The 16,637-nt window shown below is 37.8% G+C and carries 14 protein-coding genes and 3 pseudogenes; 4 read left to right on the top strand and 13 right to left on the bottom strand.

Translation table 11 applies throughout. The annotated features are described in order from the left end of the window. Positions 1–100 precede the first annotated feature (100 nt). Positions 101–1,519, top strand: coding sequence for a Na+/H+ antiporter NhaC (gene nhaC / locus GGQ84_RS04920; RefSeq protein ID WP_429159940.1), 1,419 nt, complete (start codon positions 101–103; stop codon positions 1,517–1,519). Between the two features lie 172 nt (positions 1,520–1,691). Here nhaC and GGQ84_RS04915 read toward each other — a convergent pair whose 3' ends face one another. The 5 genes and pseudogenes from GGQ84_RS04915 to GGQ84_RS04895 all read right to left on the bottom strand — a co-directional run bounded on the left by GGQ84_RS04915 (position 1,692) and on the right by GGQ84_RS04895 (position 5,821). Beyond that, entirely contained in the window at positions 1,692–2,834 is a 1,143-nt protein-coding gene (locus GGQ84_RS04915) for a Fic family protein (protein ID WP_429159937.1), read from the bottom strand. Between the two features lie 111 nt (positions 2,835–2,945). Continuing rightward, positions 2,946–4,676 (bottom strand): phospho-sugar mutase, encoded by a 1,731-nt coding sequence (locus GGQ84_RS04910; protein WP_429159936.1) that lies wholly within the window; start codon positions 4,674–4,676, stop codon positions 2,946–2,948. A 156-nt stretch (positions 4,677–4,832) separates the two neighbouring features. Then, positions 4,833–5,123: pseudogene (locus GGQ84_RS04905) on the bottom strand (polysaccharide biosynthesis protein); the annotation flags it as partial. A 447-nt stretch (positions 5,124–5,570) separates the two neighbouring features. Further along, positions 5,571–5,657 (bottom strand): zinc ribbon domain-containing protein, encoded by an 87-nt coding sequence (locus tag GGQ84_RS04900; RefSeq protein WP_429160039.1) that lies wholly within the window; start codon positions 5,655–5,657, stop codon positions 5,571–5,573. A gap of 92 nt (positions 5,658–5,749) precedes the next feature. Continuing rightward, a complete protein-coding gene (locus tag GGQ84_RS04895; RefSeq protein ID WP_429160037.1) occupies positions 5,750–5,821 on the bottom strand; it encodes a hypothetical protein in 72 nt (23 codons plus the stop codon). A gap of 56 nt (positions 5,822–5,877) precedes the next feature. Between GGQ84_RS04895 and GGQ84_RS04890 the strand changes: the two are divergent. After that, a pseudogene (locus GGQ84_RS04890) lies at positions 5,878–6,208 on the top strand (transposase); the annotation flags it as partial. 97 nt (positions 6,209–6,305) lie between these two features. Here GGQ84_RS04890 and GGQ84_RS04885 read toward each other — a convergent pair. The 4 genes from GGQ84_RS04885 to GGQ84_RS04870 all read right to left on the bottom strand — a co-directional run bounded on the left by GGQ84_RS04885 (position 6,306) and on the right by GGQ84_RS04870 (position 9,606). Next, complete coding sequence (locus GGQ84_RS04885) at positions 6,306–8,165, bottom strand: polysaccharide biosynthesis protein (RefSeq protein ID WP_429159933.1); 1,860 nt, start codon at positions 8,163–8,165, stop codon at positions 6,306–6,308. A gap of 249 nt (positions 8,166–8,414) precedes the next feature. After that, positions 8,415–8,558: a hypothetical protein gene (locus GGQ84_RS04880; RefSeq protein ID WP_429159930.1), complete on the bottom strand. Its 144-nt coding sequence runs from the start codon at positions 8,556–8,558 to the stop codon at positions 8,415–8,417. Between the two features lie 350 nt (positions 8,559–8,908). After that, positions 8,909–9,100 carry a hypothetical protein gene (locus GGQ84_RS04875; protein ID WP_429159927.1) on the bottom strand — a complete coding sequence of 64 codons (192 nt, stop codon included), beginning with the start codon at positions 9,098–9,100 and terminating at the stop codon, positions 8,909–8,911. Further along, entirely contained in the window at positions 9,097–9,606 is a 510-nt protein-coding gene (locus GGQ84_RS04870; protein WP_429159924.1) for a recombinase family protein, read from the bottom strand. The genes GGQ84_RS04875 and GGQ84_RS04870 overlap by 4 nt, the downstream gene beginning before the upstream one ends. 358 nt (positions 9,607–9,964) lie before the next feature. Here GGQ84_RS04870 and GGQ84_RS04865 point away from each other — a divergent pair, with 358 nt between their 5' ends. Together GGQ84_RS04865 and GGQ84_RS04860 are read left to right on the top strand one after the other, a co-directional pair. Beyond that, on the top strand, positions 9,965–12,805 hold the full coding sequence (locus GGQ84_RS04865; protein WP_429159921.1) for a Z1 domain-containing protein: 2,841 nt from the start codon (positions 9,965–9,967) through the stop codon (positions 12,803–12,805). After that, the gene (locus GGQ84_RS04860) at positions 12,796–13,680 is read left to right on the top strand and encodes a PD-(D/E)XK motif protein (RefSeq protein WP_429159919.1); all 885 of its coding nucleotides are present in this window, start codon (positions 12,796–12,798) and stop codon (positions 13,678–13,680) included. Before GGQ84_RS04865 ends, GGQ84_RS04860 begins: the two co-directional genes overlap by 10 nt. 227 nt (positions 13,681–13,907) lie before the next feature. Here GGQ84_RS04860 and GGQ84_RS04855 read toward each other — a convergent pair whose 3' ends face one another. From GGQ84_RS04855 to GGQ84_RS04840, 4 genes and pseudogenes are all read right to left on the bottom strand, one after another. Further along, the gene (locus GGQ84_RS04855; protein WP_429160035.1) at positions 13,908–14,240 is read right to left on the bottom strand and encodes an HI0074 family nucleotidyltransferase substrate-binding subunit; all 333 of its coding nucleotides are present in this window, start codon (positions 14,238–14,240) and stop codon (positions 13,908–13,910) included. A 137-nt stretch (positions 14,241–14,377) separates the two neighbouring features. Next, positions 14,378–15,040, bottom strand: a complete 663-nt coding sequence (locus tag GGQ84_RS04850; protein WP_429159916.1) for a metallophosphoesterase — start codon at positions 15,038–15,040, stop codon at positions 14,378–14,380. An 86-nt stretch (positions 15,041–15,126) separates the two neighbouring features. Continuing rightward, positions 15,127–15,729 carry a DUF6557 family protein gene (locus GGQ84_RS04845; RefSeq protein ID WP_429159913.1) on the bottom strand — a complete coding sequence of 201 codons (603 nt, stop codon included), beginning with the start codon at positions 15,727–15,729 and terminating at the stop codon, positions 15,127–15,129. Between the two features lie 95 nt (positions 15,730–15,824). Next, positions 15,825–16,637: pseudogene (locus GGQ84_RS04840) on the bottom strand (hypothetical protein); the annotation flags it as partial.

The raw sequence follows: 16,637 nt of genomic DNA, 5'->3' as shown, positions 1-16,637 counted from the left end.
TGTGAATGTAGTTACAATTACATATTTATAAAAATTTATTCTATATAATTAAGTTACATTTATTTATAGTGTAAAAACTTAAATAAAAGGAGGTCTGCTAATGAAAAAGAAGCGTGAAATGTCTCTGTTTCTTGCCTGTCTCCCAATTTTAGTTGTAATATTTATGGCACTTATGTCTGTAACCACATGGAAAGCAGCAATGCACACACCCCTCATGGCCAGTGTTATTACCGCAGTTTTAATAGGACTTTATATGGGCTATAGTTGGAATGAGTTAGAGGATGGGTTAGTGGCAGGAGTTGCTCGGGCTCTGCCTGCAATCTTCATCCTAATGATTGTGGGGACAATAATTGGCTCGTGGATCATAAGTGGAGCTATACCTGCACTAATTTACTATGGTCTGAATATCATCAATCCAAGTATTTTTGTTCCTGCAGCAGCTTTAGTTACCGGCATCGTCTCTATTTCCACAGGTACATCGTTTACATCCATTGGAACCATCGGTTTAGCTCTTATGGTAATGGGTGAAGGATTGGGTTTCCCAGCACATTTAACAGCTGGTGCAGTCATTTCCGGTGCTTACTTTGGAGATAAACTATCTCCCCTCTCGGACACTACTAACTTAGCACCAGCGGTTTCCGGATGTACTCTTTTTGAGCATATTGGCCACATGCTCTACGATACTATCCCTGCTTTTATTGTTGCATCTGTTCTTTATTACTTCATTGGTCTACAATACGTATCATCCGCTGCTACAGAAATGGCATCGGTAATTGCCATCAATGAAGGGTTAACAGAATCATTTTTTATCCACCCAATTTTGTTGGTTCTACCCGTCATCACCATTGCTTTAGCAATAAAAAAGGTTCCCGCCATCCCTGCTCTTACAATAGTTTCTATTCTAGGTGGTTTGTTCGCAGTTGTATTTCAGCAAGCTGATATTGGCCAGATACTTAGAGCAATGACTTTTGGATTTACTGCAGAAACTGGTGTAGCACAAGCAGATAACCTTCTCTCTAGAGGAGGGATAACATCAATGGGTGGCACCATAATCTTGTTGTCAATCGCAACAGCGTTGGGGGGAGTATTAGAAAAAACAGGAGCTTTAGAGACTATCCTAAACGCAATAATGAAAAAGGTGAAAAATACAGGGCACCTACTCTTATCCACACTGTTAAGCGGATTAGCTATTGCTTTTGCAACCGGCGCCCAGCTTCTTGCTATTGTGCTGCCTGCTAGAATGTTCGTTCCAGCTTATAAAGAAAGAGGTTTACATGTTAAAAACTTATCTAGAGCTGCTGAAGCAGCTGGTACCGTTGGTATCAACCTGGTTCCTTGGAGTGTTCCAGCAGTATTTGCCTATAACGTCCTAGGTGTAAATCCAATTCACTTCATCCCATACATTTTCTTCGCCCACTTTGTAATACTATTTAATGCCATTTACGGCTATACCGGGATATCTATTGCCAAAGAGTCCACTAGCATACCTCCCTCCTCAGGAAAGGGTGCGTCAGTGTAAAATGTAAAGGGGCCGGTTCTTCTGACAATGTTGTCATAAGAACCGGCCCCTTTACACTAAATGCTCTCTAGCATCTTGGTTACGCTATCTTTCAGCTCTGCTATGCTTTTTGTGGCGATCTAATACAGTATCAAGTTAAGTGCCTGGCACCGTCTCCCTCAGATATTTATCATTAATCCTTGTTGAATATATCTATATATCGCCTATATACAAATACCTTATTACGCTTCCGCTCATTTAGTTTACTCAGAATTCCTTCTTCACATAACCTTTCAAGTAGACGCCCACCTGTGGCAACACTTGTATCAAGCTTTGTTGTTACTTCTTCAATACTAATAGTAGGCTTATCAAACAAACCTTCATATATAATCATGGCATTTTTACTAGTGCGTCCCATTGAATTTATCTTCCTCAAGTCGTCGTCACGAAGAGCAGTAATCTGTCTTGCTATTTTCACAGCTTCCTGAGCTGTTTCAATTACACCGGTCAAAAAGAACTTTAACCATGTTTCATATTCACCTTTCGCATGGATATTGTATAAACAGTCATAATAAGCCTGCTGATTACGCTTAATAAATTTTGATATATATAAGGTTGGTTTATGTAAGATATCTTTTTCAGCTAAATAAAAAGCTATTAAAAGTCTTCCCACTCTGCCATTGCCATCTAAGAATGGATGAACCATTTCAAATTGGCTATGTAGCAGTGCTGCTTTTACCAGTAAAGACATTCTATCATCTTGATGCATAAACTTTTCAAAGTTGTCAAGGCAGTCATCCAAATAATCTACTGAAGGCGGAATATAGCTAGCTGTACTTATGGAATAGCCGCCAATCCAGTTCTGAGACTTCCTAAATTCACCAGGTGTTTTGTTTTCCCCCCTGACACCCTCCATAAGTATAGCATGTATTTCTCTAATTAACCTCAAAGAAATGGGGAGTGTGCTTAAACGTTCAAAACCGTAGTTTGTTGCTCTAATGTAGTTTTCGATTTCCCTGACATCATTAGGAACTTCGTCCATCATGCCGGCTTCTGCCTTTATTAGATCTGAAAATGTTGCTCTTGTACCTTCTATTTGAGAAGAAAGAGTTGCTTCCTTTCGTGCATACATATATACAAAATAGCTTGGTGAAATAAGATTGTCTGTAACCTCATCTAATCTACCTATAAACCTGTTTGCTTCAGATATCAAATAAATCAGTTCGTCATCATATTGAATTGGTGGATTTTGTGGCGGAAGTGGTGCTGGTACGAAGCAATAATACTCAGATTTCCCACCGCCAGATTTTATTTTTCGCCCTGCTCTGTTTTCCATAAAAATCACTTCTTTCTCTCATTTTTAGCTTTAAAGTGATTATATATTATTTTTATTTTCATTTCAAGGCCTCATTTGCAAATAAGCCGCCTGCAATAAGTTAAATAGTTACTAATTACTCTCTAGCATCTTAATAAAGCTACCTTTCAGCTCTGCTAACTTCTTTGTAGCACTGTCCTCACTTTTCTCACGGACGCCAAAGTAGATTTTTATCTTCGGCTCGGTGCCAGAGGGTCTGATACAGAACCAAGAATCGTCTTCTAGTATATATTTGAGCACATTGGCAGCTGGCAAATTTGTGCTGGTTACAGTGTCTTCCCTTAGGGATATTTCCTCTTGCTTTAAGTAGTCAATGGCAAGGTCGATTTTCTTTCCGTTAACTTCCTTTAACCCTTCGCTTCTGAAGGTATCCAGAATCCGCTTAATTTGCTCTTGCCCTTCCTTGCCTTCTAGCACGAAAGATGTTAAATCCTCTTTATAATATCCAAGCCTCTTAAATATATCCTCCAGCTTTTCGCTTAGTGTAAGCCCTTGGGTTTTATAAAACAAAGTCATTTCTGCTGCTATTTGGCATGCTTGAATGGCATCTTTATCTCTCACAAAGTCCCCTATTAGATATCCGTAACTTTCTTCATAGCCAAAGAGAAATTTCTTGCCCCCCTGCTCATAAAACTCCTTTATCTTTTCACATATGTACTTAAATCCTGTGAGCGTGTCAATTGCCTCAAGTCCGTAGTACTTAGCTATATCCCGGCCAATTTCAGAGGTGACAACAGTCTTTATGACCATACCCTGTTCAGGCAATGTTCCATGCTCTTTTTTCTGGGATAGGATATAGTCTAGCATCAGTGCTCCCAGCTGATTTCCTGTAACAAAGAAGTATTCTCCATCCTTATCCTTTACTGCAACACCAAGCCTATCAGCGTCAGGATCGGTTGCCATCAATATATCTGCATCTACATCTTTCCCCAGCTTGATTGCCAATTCAAAGGCATCCTGTTCTTCAGGGTTAGGGTATTTCACAGTAGGGAACTCCCCATTACCTTCGCTTTGTTCTGGTACTAGATACACGTGGGAGAAACCCATATCCTTTAAAATTCTCACCACAGGCTTACCCCCGGTGCCGTGAAGAGGGGTGTATACCACCCGAAAGCCATCTGAGTACTCTGTTACTATATGGGGATTTAGGGATAGGTTCTTGAGCTTTCGATTGTACTTAGTTAGTATTTCATCTCCAATGTATTGAAACAGTCCCGCTTTTACAGCTTCATCTAATTCCATTGCAGCAATCTCTAGCTCATTATCTACTTTAGATATTTCATCAATTATATTATTGGCCGCTTCATCTGTCACCTGGCCACCGCATTCACCATACACCTTGTAACCGTTGTATTCCGGTGGGTTGTGGCTAGCTGTTATTACTATTCCCCCAGAAGCCTTCAACTCCCTAACAGCAAAGGATAGAATAGGAGTAGCTGCTATCTCAGAGAATACATAGGCCTTGACTCCATTTTGCGCAAGAACTAGTCCTGCTTCAGTTGCAAATTCCTTTGACATGCGCCTAGAATCATAGCCTATTGCCACACTGAGCTCTTTCTCCCCGCCTTTTTGCTTAAGATAGTTTGCTAGCCCTTGAGTGGTTTTTCTCACAGTATAGATGTTTAGTCTATTGCTACCTGCTCCCAGTATTCCGCGCAAACCACCTGTGCCAAACTCAAGCTCTTTATAAAACCTGGCCTCAATTTCTCTCACTTCACCTTTAATCATCTCTAGCTCTTCCTTCAGGTTATGGTCCAAACCAGGGATGCTCAGCCACTGATTATATTTATCCATATAGGTCATTTATTCATCTCCTCTCCTTGGTTAAAGGATGGTTCTTCACATTAGACGGTTAATTTGTTCTCAACTACTCTAAACTCGGGAATGAACTGCTGTAGAAGCATCTCTGTTTCGTACTGATTGCTAGGAAGATTTCCTAAACTAATATTGTATTTAACTGGCTAAATCCATGATCTTTACAGGCTCTCCCATGTCTAATACAAATATTTCGCCACCCTTAGCCATAGCTCCTGTTTGGATCACTAATTGCACAGCTTCAGGGATGGTCATGAAGTATCTCACCATTTCTTCATAGGTTACAGTTACGGGTCCACCCTCAGCAATCTGCCTTTTAAAGATTGGGATCACGCTTCCCCTACTGGCTAGAACGTTACCAAATCTCACAGCTGCAAAGTTTGTTTCGCTAGTAATGTCCAAGTGTTGGATAAACATCTCAGCTACTCGCTTTGAAACGATAATTATCTAAACTAGCTATGAACTCAATACTTGTCAACCCAATTTCACTTTAATACAACCGCATTAATACAACATAAACTAAAGATGCTGTAAACAGAAATGCTAACCCTATAACAATAGCCTGGTTAAATACAGATGAGTCCATATTTCTTTTTACATTTCGCCTTATCCTTCTATAATGCTTATAGATCATTTTCTTCAACTCCATATGCTAGAGATTAGCTTAAATATATCACAGTGTTGTTAGAAAATTTGTAAATATATGTCGAACAACTTGTTCCCCAGGGCAAAACAGGACTTTTCGTTGTGAACCTCCCATCACTAAAGTAACGGGCTTCTAGTATTGCTACTAGAGTTTCCTGCTTCTCAGATCGACTTTACTACATCGCATTCTCCACAGGCTTTAGTTCGGATAGTCCCTACCCTACATTTATCTTTTTATCATGCCAGCATTCGTAATCCTTCTTGTAATATGTTTCGAGCGGCATTTATATCTCTATGGTGATGACTTCCACAATCAGAACACATTTGACTTGACGGAAAAAAACTGTCTATTTTAATGTAACTTTTACCATACTAATTAGCTTTATATCCTAACTGTCTTGTGAATTCAGACCAACTTACATCATCCCACTTACATTAAGGTCTTCACTGACTATAACTTGGTTTTCGTTTATAATCCGTGAAGACAATTTATGTAAGAAGTCTTCTCTGGTGTCAAAAATCTTTTCGTGAAGCTTCCTTATGGAAAGTAACTGAACTATATCGTGATCATGGTACAAGTGAGCAATATCATAGCGAGCTCAAAACAGACCTTGATTTAGAACGACTTCCTGCTGGAAAATTTGCTACTAATAATCTTGTGCTTCATGCGGGCATTTTTGCCTATAACCTACTTCGAATTATGGGTCAAGAAAGTCTTCAAAAAAAATGATGCACCAATTCGAGGAGGTGTAAAACGCCGTTGTATTCGCACAATTATTCAAAACATTGTTTATTGTGCAGCTAGGTTAGTTCGCCATGCACGTAGCATATATTTTAATAATAGAATGCAAAATTTTGCTGAGCGTAATTCATAAATTCATTTTGAAATGTAAATGTAAGTCAAAAAAACCGAGTTTGTTTAAATAAAAAAACTTTGAAATCTCACGGATTCAGGTAATAGCTTGGTTTACACTAACTGGTAAGTTTATTCTCTATAATCCTGAATTCGGGAATGAACTGCTGTAGAAGCATCTCTGTTTCGTACTGATTGCCTGGAAGGTTTCCTAAGCTAATATTGTAATTAACTTCTTCTATCAGCTCTTTGTTTAAGCCATTGGGCTTAGCCACAAATATTCGCTTATGGGTAGTTGCATTAACCCCTTCTTCAGCGGTTAGTAGTTCTTCATATAATTTCTCGCCCGGTCGCATGCCAGTAATAACTATTTCTATGTCTTCACCCGGTTCAAAGCCAGACAGTTTAATTAAACTCTTGGCTAAATCCATGATCTTCACAGGCTCTCCCATGTCTAAGACAAATATTTCGCCACCCTTAGCCATAGCTCCTGTTTGGATCACTAATTGCACAGCTTCAGGGATGGTCATGAAGTATCTCACCATTTCTTCATGGGTTACAGTTACGGGTCCACCCTCAGCAATCTGTCTTTTGAAGATTGGGATTACGCTCCCCCGACTGGCTAGGACGTTGCCAAATCTCACCGCTGCAAAGTTTGTTTCGCTGGTTATGTCTAAGTGTTGGATGAACATCTCAGCTACTCGCTTTGAGGCTCCCATTACACTGGTTGGATTTACTGCTTTATCCGTGGAGATTAAGACGAATTTTTTAGCCTTGTATTTGTCCGCAGCCTGAGCTACATTGTATGTGCCCATTACATTGTTCTTGATTGCCTCTTCTGGATTATTCTCCATCAATGGTACATGCTTATGAGCTGCTGCGTGAAATATTACTTGAGGTTTATGTAGTTTAAATATTTCTTCAATTGCTTTCTTATCTCTTATATCCTTTACTAAAGGATATAAGTTTAGGTGAGGATTATTCTGTTTTAATTCTAGCTCTATGTCATAGAGATTATTCTCACAGTTATCTAATATTAAAAGTCTTTTAGGAGAAAAGCTAGCAATCTGCCTGCAAAGCTCAGAGCCGATAGAGCCTCCCCCCCCTGTGACTAGCACTACTTGTCCCTCTAAATACTTAGATATGCCTTCCATGTCTACTTTGACCTGCTCTCTCCCTAGCAAGTCTTCCACTTGCACTTCTCTAATCTGATTTACAGTAACATTACCTTCTATTAAATCATACATTCCGGGAAGTATTTTTATCTCCGCATCAGTTTCATGGCATATAGCTACAAGTTCTCTTACTACCTTCCCCTCTGCTGAGGGAATTGCCAATATAATTTCTTGAATGCCGTATTTTTCGACTAAATTCTTGATTACACTTCTATCCCCCAAAATGGGTATGCCAAGAATTTTTAAGCTCTGCTTTGTTGAATCATCATCTACAAATCCCACAATATTGACAGCACTTTTATAGTGACGCATCAGTTCTTTGGCCACTATAACCCCTGAAGAACCAGCTCCTACTATTAATACTGGCTTTCCTCCTGTAGGGAGGTCGTATTTAATCGCATGCTCTCTAACTAATCTCCATCCTAATCGCGAACCACCTATGACAACTATATTCAAAAGCCACATTAATGCGAAAACTCCCCTAGGCAATGGCAAGCCTCCACCTGCCATGAGAAAATATGATGCAGATATACTAGCTGTTAAAGCTACTGTAACAGCACTAATTACAGCTACCAGCTCTCCTATACTAGCATAGCGCCAAACTCGGTTATATAAACCAAAAAAATAAAAGCATGCTATGAATATTACTGTAAAAATAGGAGCTAAGCTGTAAAAGGACTCCATAAATTGCCCTGGTATTTTTTCATAGCTTTCAAACCGAATCAGCAAAGCTGTGAAAAAGGCTATATTAATTAAAGCTGTATCAATTGCCATTAATGCGCCTATTCGCTTAAATTTATCCATTATAACACCCCATAGTATTTTAAATATTAAATCGTACTAATATGACTATCACATAAACAAATTAAGCTTTATGTAAATTCCTGTCGAAAAACCTCTCCTTTGCAAAATGGGACTTTTGTTAGCTTTTCATATGCATTTGTAATCTTTTCTATTAATTATTGTAGTATTTATATTAGCACTTCTACCTAGAAGTAGCTATCACCTATTAGGGTGATATAGAGCTTTACTCAAAAAGTCTATCTGTTCAGCTCAGCTAGCTGAATAAACTGCTGTTGTTGAGCCAAAGGAGCTGTCGTCATATTTCTCCCCTTTTGCGATTAAAGGAGTGCCTTTGCCGCCAAGAAATTCTTTAAAGATCCTTCTGACGGTTTTTGCTTCCTCTTCATTGATCACAAGGTTCCCTTCTTCATCCTCGTCATAACCCAGGAAGTAGGTTGTCGGTATATGGGGAATTCCGCGTGAAAATCTCTTCTGAACACCCCAGGGCTCACTCTGCAGTATGCTGCCACTTTTATACCAAGCTCGTTACTTTCTAGTGGGCTTTGGTTCAGTTCATCAAGGGTGCCCAAAGGGTCTTAACCCACATTCCTTTTTCGCTTTGATCCACAACAAAAACTCCTTTCTGATAGAGATATGTTATCTATCACTCAAAACCGGTTAAAATTCAACTGCTATTTCCGGTTTGAAAGGAGTTTTTTATCTTTTTCCAAGACCGAAATACTATCTTGGAAGGTTTTTATGGTTTACTTCTTCTTAGTTTTCTTAGTCCAGCCATTTCTTTTAATGCCGCATTTAAATTCAAAGGTAATTTCATAATTGTGGTAGAGGATACCCCGATCTACAGTTTTAGCAAAAATATCATCCCTGAAGTTGTTGTCATTGATATCATCATACTCCTGTTGTATAATTTCCTGCTCATATATTAAGTGTCTCATAGTGGTATCGTAAATAGCATCAGCCTTCGCCTGATGACGGGCCTGCCACATTCTCCGCAGAAGAACTTGTTGGAGAAAGGCGCTTTCCCGCTATAGGTTTGCCTGTATTTGTTATCAGGGTCTCTGAGCATTTTATTTCTTCGCTTAAGCTCCTGCTGCACTACGTTAAAATCTTCTTCTGAGATAATAGCTGGTACAGTTTTTTGTGCAAGACAGTGTCCTTGATATTTTTCTTGTTTTAAAATCTTGTACACCCCATCCCCAGTCCACTTTTTATTTCCTCTGGCAGTGAGTATGCCATCTTTCATTAGCCCTTTTGCTATGGTGGGGGTGCCTTTGCCTTCTAGGAACTCTTTGAAAATTCTCCTCACCACTGCTGCTTGTTCTTCATCGATGACTATATTGCCATCTTTATCGGTGTCATACCCCAGGAAGTAGGTGGTAGGCATGTGTACTCGCCCTTGCTGAAAGCGTTTCTGCACTCCCCATTTGGTATTTTCCGACACTGACCTGGATTCTTCCTGTGCCATCGAGGATAGGACGCCATGATGACGAAAGGATAAAATGGGCAAAAGTGTACTTTTTTTGACCTACTATTAGTGAGTTATTGAAGGGGGTTACTAATATAAGGAATGAATAATTAAAGTTGGGCGACAAAATAGCCAAACATATGATTTAAATGTTAAGCAATATCACTCTAAGAATTTTTTAATAAAACATGTATATTTTTATCGACTTGTGTATAAACTTTTAGTAATTACATTCGGCGGCCAAACTTTTCTATTCAGGCCAAAAATAAAAGTTAAATTTTTTTTAAAATTATTTTTCGGCCAAAAATATATTTACTGGCCAAAGGAGGATTATATGGATAAATTACTTATTGAAATGTTAGACCGTATTTTTCAAGGGCTAAAATGCAAGAAAATTTCTGAAGAAGAATTAGATCAAGGTGTTGAAAAAGCTTTGAAGATGTATAGAGAGTTCTTTCCAGAAATATGTCTAGATAAACTTCGTTCACAAGTCAAGGACTATATACATGAAATTATGTATGTAGCCCATCCCGTAGGGTCAATTTTACATGATAATAAAATTAAACCTTCGGAGTGGTGGAAAGATGAAGGTCTTCAATGGAATCATTACCGTGCATTTGAAAGTGTACTAACACATCTTCCATTAGAAGTTCGAAATACTTTAGATAAAGACACTGATAAAATTTTGTCGCATTTACCCAACCCAAAAAGTAACGACTTTTTTTCAATACTTGGCTTAGTTGTTGGCTTTGTGCAAATGGGTAAGACCACAAGCTATACTGGTGTCATTAACAAAGCTATAGACTGTGGATATGACATTGTTTTAATATTGGCGGGATTAACAAATGACTTGCGGGATCAAACTCAAAAGCGAATAGAAGAAAGTGTTATAGGTATAAATACAAATAGCCAGACAAAAATTGGGGTTGGACCTCTTCTAGAATCCGCCAATGATGTAGTTGCTAGTACAACACGAAATATCACCAGAGTTATTAACAACGAAAAAGTAATAGTTTCATCTGGAGACTTTGATCGTGAAAAAATTGGATCTGTGGTATATAAACAGGGAAAGAAATATATTTTTGTAATAAAAAAAAGTCCTGGAAATTTAACTGCTTTTAGTGATTGGGTAAAAAACCAAGTTTTTTATGATCAAGAAGTGAATAAGGCTACTGGAGTTTCTCTATTAATGATTGATGACGAATCTGACCATGCTTCACCAAACACGGCTATAAATGATATGTCTTCAACAAATCGTCACATTCGAAGTTGTATAAATCTTTTTTGTAAACATGTTTATATAGGCTATACCGCAACAGCTTTTGCTAATATATTAATTCCAGCATCTGAAAACGGTAAAAATCACTTTAATCAATTACCAGACTTATTCCCTAAGGACTTTATATTTCTATTAGAGCCCCCAAGTAACTATATGGGCCCAAGTGAATTTTTTGAAAGTCCTCTCTCTGCTAGGGCTGTAACGCCATATATAAGATTTCTAACTGATAGCTGGGAGGATGTTACAGACGAAGAAAGTAGGTTAGTTACCCTTCCCGCCTCCTTAAAAAGTGCAGTTCTTTACTTTTTAACTACAGGCGCTTTAAGGAATTTGCGGAAAGGTTTAAAAAAGCATCATTCAATGCTAATTCATGTTGACCCTTATAAGCCGACGCATAAAAGTATAAGGTCACATGTAGCGGAATATGTAGAGCATTTACGCAAAGTAACCACTGGTGAAAAAAAAGATGCTTCCGTTTGGAAAGATTTATACGCATTGTATCAAGACATCATTCGTACCTCTTCAGCTATTAGTTCAAGAATGCATTATAATCCGTCTGTTTTGTTTGACGTCAGTTTCTCTTACTCAGAAGTCAAAGAAGAGTTTATAAACTACGTAAATTCTCTCGACACTGATGGAGATTATAAGGTGAAAATCATGGAGATCAACTCAGATAGTGATGATAAATTAAAGTATGATGAACATCCAGAAGGTTTAAATGTAATTGCCGTTGGAGGATATGTGCTATCGCGAGGTTTCACTCTAGAAGGATTAGTTGTTAGCTATTTTAGACGGGTCACTCCACAAATAGATACTTTACTTCAAGCTTGTCGCTGGAATGGCTTTCACGATGAGTATAGAGATTTAATAAGAGTATATACAACAAAAGAACTATATAATTTGTTCTGCACGACTACAAATATTACTTCAAATTTAGCAGAACAATTTAGAGAGATGGCAAAAAATAAAAAAACTCCAGAGGAGTTTGGTCTTACTATTCTAGATATCCAAGCACATGCAATAGATAAAAATGGCAGAAAGAAAAAGTTAAGGCCTACTTCTGCAAATAAAATGCGAAATGCAAAACGTATTTCTATTGACACAGATTCCTTTGAAGGAGAAGCTCTAGATATTTCCACTTTCATGCTTAATGATAATGCTCAAATAGAGCGTTTAAATGATACCAAAATGATTATAAATAATCTTGGGTTAAATCAGATGGAAGTAACAGATGATGATGGAGCCTATTACTGGAGACACGCAAATCCACTAATAGTTGCAGATTATTTAGAAAAATTCCCTAGCTGCTCACTTGCTCGTATGAAGCAACCACGCAAGGTATCCGCTTTTATTAGAAAGCAAGTTCAGTTAGGAAAGTTAGACGGTATAGACATTGCGATAGTTTCATTAAAAAGAAATGGAGGTCAAAAAATAGAATTAGCAGAGGAGGTAGTAGTAAATTCTGCAAAACGAAAATATGTTGACTACTATGAAGCTGATAACATTATTGAAGTATCTGGCGGTCATACATTTACACCACGACACATATCATATGGTCTTTCAAAAGAAGAAATTGATATTGTTGAAGCTGATTCAAATAAATCATTTAAATCTTCAAGCACTCCTAATCTAACACAAACCATGGATGTAAGGGAAAGGCGAAACGCGGGTATGCTTTTAATATATTTTTACAGTCCCGATGCGCTTAACGAAGGTTTAAAAGAAAAAAACTGCAATAAAAAAATTACCGAACCTTATGTTGCTTTATCTTTAGTGTTACCTGGCACCCCTAGTTCTCCACAGAAAGTTTATGCAAACAGTGTATTTCTGAAAAATTATTTAGAAAACATAGCCAAGGGTTATTATAAAAAAAAGGGAGAGTCAGCATGCCAATAGTAGAACAACTAGGCACTTTGTTAACTAAGCAAGTTGATGGGGATATAGTAAGTAAAAAATTACGTGGTAAGCATCGCTTTTATTTGGCCTACAGCGATCTCGATAAGGAATTTACATTTTCGTATCAATGTAGTAAGCCAGTTAACAACTTCAGTCCTTTTAAATGTAAAGGATTTTCTGTAATCCCTTCTTCTACAAAAATTAACTGCGTAAGTGTCCCAGGATTTGAATCTGTCTTTATGCGCGTGATGGAAGACCTCTATTCGGGTTCAAAAGAAATTGAATCTGAATATGTTGATCGTTGGATTATGAAAAGACTCAAAAGATGGAAATGTTTTTTTGAATATCACGAAGCAGAAAAGATGAGTAAAGAAATGCAGATGGGGTTATTTGGTGAGCTTAAGACACTTATAGACTTATATGAAGCTGGAATTTCTGATGCAATACTGTATTGGAAAGGGCCGGAAAGATCAGAACATGACTTTATATTACCCCATACTCACTATGAATGTAAGGTAATTGCTGCAGATCGAAACTCTGTAACAATTCATGGTGTTGCCCAGCTTTTTTGCGATACCCAGCTAATTTTACGCGTTTACAAGGTAGCGTTAGATGAAGGTAGCCAAAGTATTCATGACTTGGTAACTTTATGCGAATTATTCATTTCCCCAAAGTTTGAGGATCTATTTGAAGATCTATTGGGCAAGTACGGCTACATTCCAGGTCAAAAAGATGTATATAATTTTAATATAAAAGAGTGTATCGATTATAATGTGAAAGAAGGTTTCCCAAGGATATCAAGAATAGATGGGATAGACAATGTTGAATATAGCTTAAAGTTAGATTCATGTAAGGAATTTCGCATAGAAAGCTAACCCATTTTAATAGAGCACTTCTAGAGGAAGTGTAGATGTTTCTAATTCTGACTCCTGCTTCATTAAGTGGTTTACTATTGGTTTCTTATTCTAAGAGTTAAGCCTTAAAAAATTCCTACTTTTAAGTTTATCATACTGTTTTGGCAGAGATTAATAGATAATATAGTAAACTCACTTCTAAGCAGCTAAAGCTTTATATTTTTTGAGTTTCGGCTGCTTAAATTTTTTTACTCATTGTAATCTTCTAGTGCCCCTAATAAATAAACTGCATCTTCTAAAAAACTTTTGCTTGCTAAGTAAATCTCTTCTGCCACTTCCATATTATAAGCATGTGAGGTACTATTTCTAAGTTCGTGATACCTAACCCATGAGGAAGAGTCAGGTATCAATTTTTGTTCTACAGCATTTCTAAACAATTCTCTACTTGTTGCTCCATTTAATTGTCCTGGCATAAGATTCAACTCAAGCCACTGTTTCATAGATTTCCAGCAAAGTGCAAATGTAAATCCAAAGTTTTGAATAACCCCAGCTTGAATAACTTCTCTTTCATCAACTGATATATTATCAGCAGCTAATCTTTTTTCTGCAAACTTCAGTGCCCTCAGTTCAAGAATACATGGTTGGACCCAATGTTTACTAATAGTGTTTCATTCCCCAAGAACCCTATACTCTTTGTATAAAAATCTCAGCTGATCGATTACTTTCTCCCCATGATAATGGCCACAATACCATTTATCAAACGCCAGATTTTCAAAATCGTATCCAGCCATTCTTCTGTACTGTTATCAACGGTGCTCTGATCGACCATCGAAAGGAACCATTCTCTCGGTTCATTTCGAATCGGCGCTGTGTGGCTAAGAACATAATCCACATTCCAGTTCATTTCAGATAGCCTGTGCTCTACTTTTTTCTTCACTTCATCAGTTGGCTGTTCATCTTCAAACCACTTGAAACCTCTGGTGAGCCTATAAAATTTATCGACACTGCATGCGCCACCGATAACGATGGCCTTTTTCTTATCCCCATCTACATTAAATGAAAACACCTCTCCGTCTTTTGCAAATAGAAGGCTTGGGTAGTCCGGCTCTATCAGAACCTTCCCTTCATTAAATGGTTGTTCTATATAAGTTGAAATATTCCCAGGATCACGTTCATGGTTGCCTCGTACAAAGAAGAAAGTAATAGGCCAGGCTTCCAGCTCTTCCTTCAAAAGTGCATCCCGCTCATTTTCATAATAGTTGACTCCAGTATCGCCAAGCACAATCATTAAATCATCTTTTGTTGTTTTGTATTTTTCGCAGAAAGCTTGAATCCGTTCAAACCTTCCATGCGTATCTCCTGTTATATAAATCAATTTCATTCTCCTTTTTGAAATCTAAGACATTTGGTGAGAATTTTCGACCTCTAACGTCCTATCATCAGCCTACTCGGTGAGTTGCTTTATTACTAGCTATCTCCTAGCAACATTTTATAAACCTCTATATTCTTAGCATTAATTCTTTCAAACTCTTTTTGCTGCTGTTCTTTTTCTTGAGGTGTGCGATTATCAGTAATACCCCATTCAGCCATGACTTCTTCATGAGATAGTAGCTCAACAGTACCATTTTCTATCTCTTCAAGACGCTCCTTTAATATTTGCACTTCTTCAGCCACCCTTTTAGCCACAGCTTCAGCAGAGTAACCATAAAACGTCATTTCATGTAAAGCATGAGCTGCTATTGCTGCGGCCCCATATACTTCAATTGATTTATCTAAAACAGGTAAGCCGTTCCATTCTTCCCACGGGGTCATCTCTAGTGCATAGTAATTTTCATCATCTTCCTTCACACCAAATACCTCGAAGATAAACTCCCCTGGAGTAAAGCAGTCTTCTATTTTTGCCACCACTAAAGTAAATTGTGACTTAGCTAAGTTGGTGTTCATAGACTTTAATTCTTCAAATACCTGCTTATAGGCTTTATAAGCACCTTCCTTAAGCTCATATTCCTTATCGATTATTTCCCATACATCATCGTAGTTAACACTATTGAGTAATTCCTTTAAAAGCATCGTTTCACCACCTTTAAAATACTAAGGTCTAGCCCTTTACTTAACATTACATAAATTCCCTGTAATTATCAACATCAATTACTCCCACAGCCCTTCTATCCTTTATCCCAATAATACCGCCTGTCGTAAATTTGTTTCCCCCGAATTAGCTTTAGCTTGCCAGCTTGTAGCAAGGGCATTAAAACCCTCTTGTTAAATGAATTCTTGCTCTCGATACCTAGATACTCCCTCATTTCCTTTGACATTTTTGCTTCCTGGCAGAACTCCTTAATCATTTCTACTTCTTTTGAAATGAGCAGCTCTTCTAGGTTAATATCTGCCTTGGTCTGCTCGAAATTTTCAAGATACTCTGCATATGTCATATGGCAGCCATAGTTAATGCCAAAGATAAATTGATAGCTAATCTGCCCTTCTGAGTCAATCTTGCCCTTCTTCACATACTTTTCAAATAAATCCTCCCGGAAGTAGTCCTGGCCATTCTCCTTAATATAAGTCTCGTCTTTTGCTTTTTTAGTTGTGTTAAACACACTCTCCCCAGGTTTTATCCGTACATCCATATGGTGATATTTCGGGAAGTTTATCGGCTCCATTGCAGCACTTACCTTCATCAGGTTATCTAGTTCTTTTGTATATTGCTCTGCTTGGTCCTTGCGCTCATCATAGGATTTAAGCTGATTTTTAAGCTTAATAATTTCACCTGTTAGAAAATCAATTTTTTGCGTATCTCTTCCGTCTTTAGCTACTTCTCCATCAACAGCATCATAAAGCTTTTGGTATAGTGCTTCCATTTCCCTCTGGATTTCTTCTTCATGTATTAGCTCATCCTGGGTGAGTTTTAGCTTTTCGATTTCTTGTTTTACTAACTCGGTAAACCTCTCATTTTTCTGTATTTCCCACAAGGTAGTCAT

It is taken from the genome of Desulfitispora alkaliphila (genome assembly GCF_050433185.1).
Lineage (GTDB): Bacteria > Bacillota > Desulfitisporia > Desulfitisporales > Desulfitisporaceae > Desulfitispora > Desulfitispora alkaliphila.
This window is presented reverse-complemented; position numbering and strand designations above follow the sequence as displayed.

Coding starts and splice junctions, on each gene's coding strand:
- nhaC (WP_429159940.1), top strand. CDS start 101: ATGAAAAAGAAGCGTGAAATGTCTCTGTTTCTTGCCTGTCTCCCAATT.
- GGQ84_RS04915 (WP_429159937.1), bottom strand. CDS start 2,834: ATGGAAAACAGAGCAGGGCGAAAAATAAAATCTGGCGGTGGGAAATCT.
- GGQ84_RS04910 (WP_429159936.1), bottom strand. CDS start 4,676: ATGACCTATATGGATAAATATAATCAGTGGCTGAGCATCCCTGGTTTG.
- GGQ84_RS04900 (WP_429160039.1), bottom strand. CDS start 5,657: ATGTGTTCTGATTGTGGAAGTCATCACCATAGAGATATAAATGCCGCT.
- GGQ84_RS04885 (WP_429159933.1), bottom strand. CDS start 8,165: ATGGATAAATTTAAGCGAATAGGCGCATTAATGGCAATTGATACAGCT.
- GGQ84_RS04875 (WP_429159927.1), bottom strand. CDS start 9,100: ATGAGACACTTAATATATGAGCAGGAAATTATACAACAGGAGTATGAT.
- GGQ84_RS04865 (WP_429159921.1), top strand. CDS start 9,965: ATGGATAAATTACTTATTGAAATGTTAGACCGTATTTTTCAAGGGCTA.
- GGQ84_RS04860 (WP_429159919.1), top strand. CDS start 12,796: ATGCCAATAGTAGAACAACTAGGCACTTTGTTAACTAAGCAAGTTGAT.
- GGQ84_RS04850 (WP_429159916.1), bottom strand. CDS start 15,040: ATGAAATTGATTTATATAACAGGAGATACGCATGGAAGGTTTGAACGG.
- GGQ84_RS04845 (WP_429159913.1), bottom strand. CDS start 15,729: ATGCTTTTAAAGGAATTACTCAATAGTGTTAACTACGATGATGTATGG.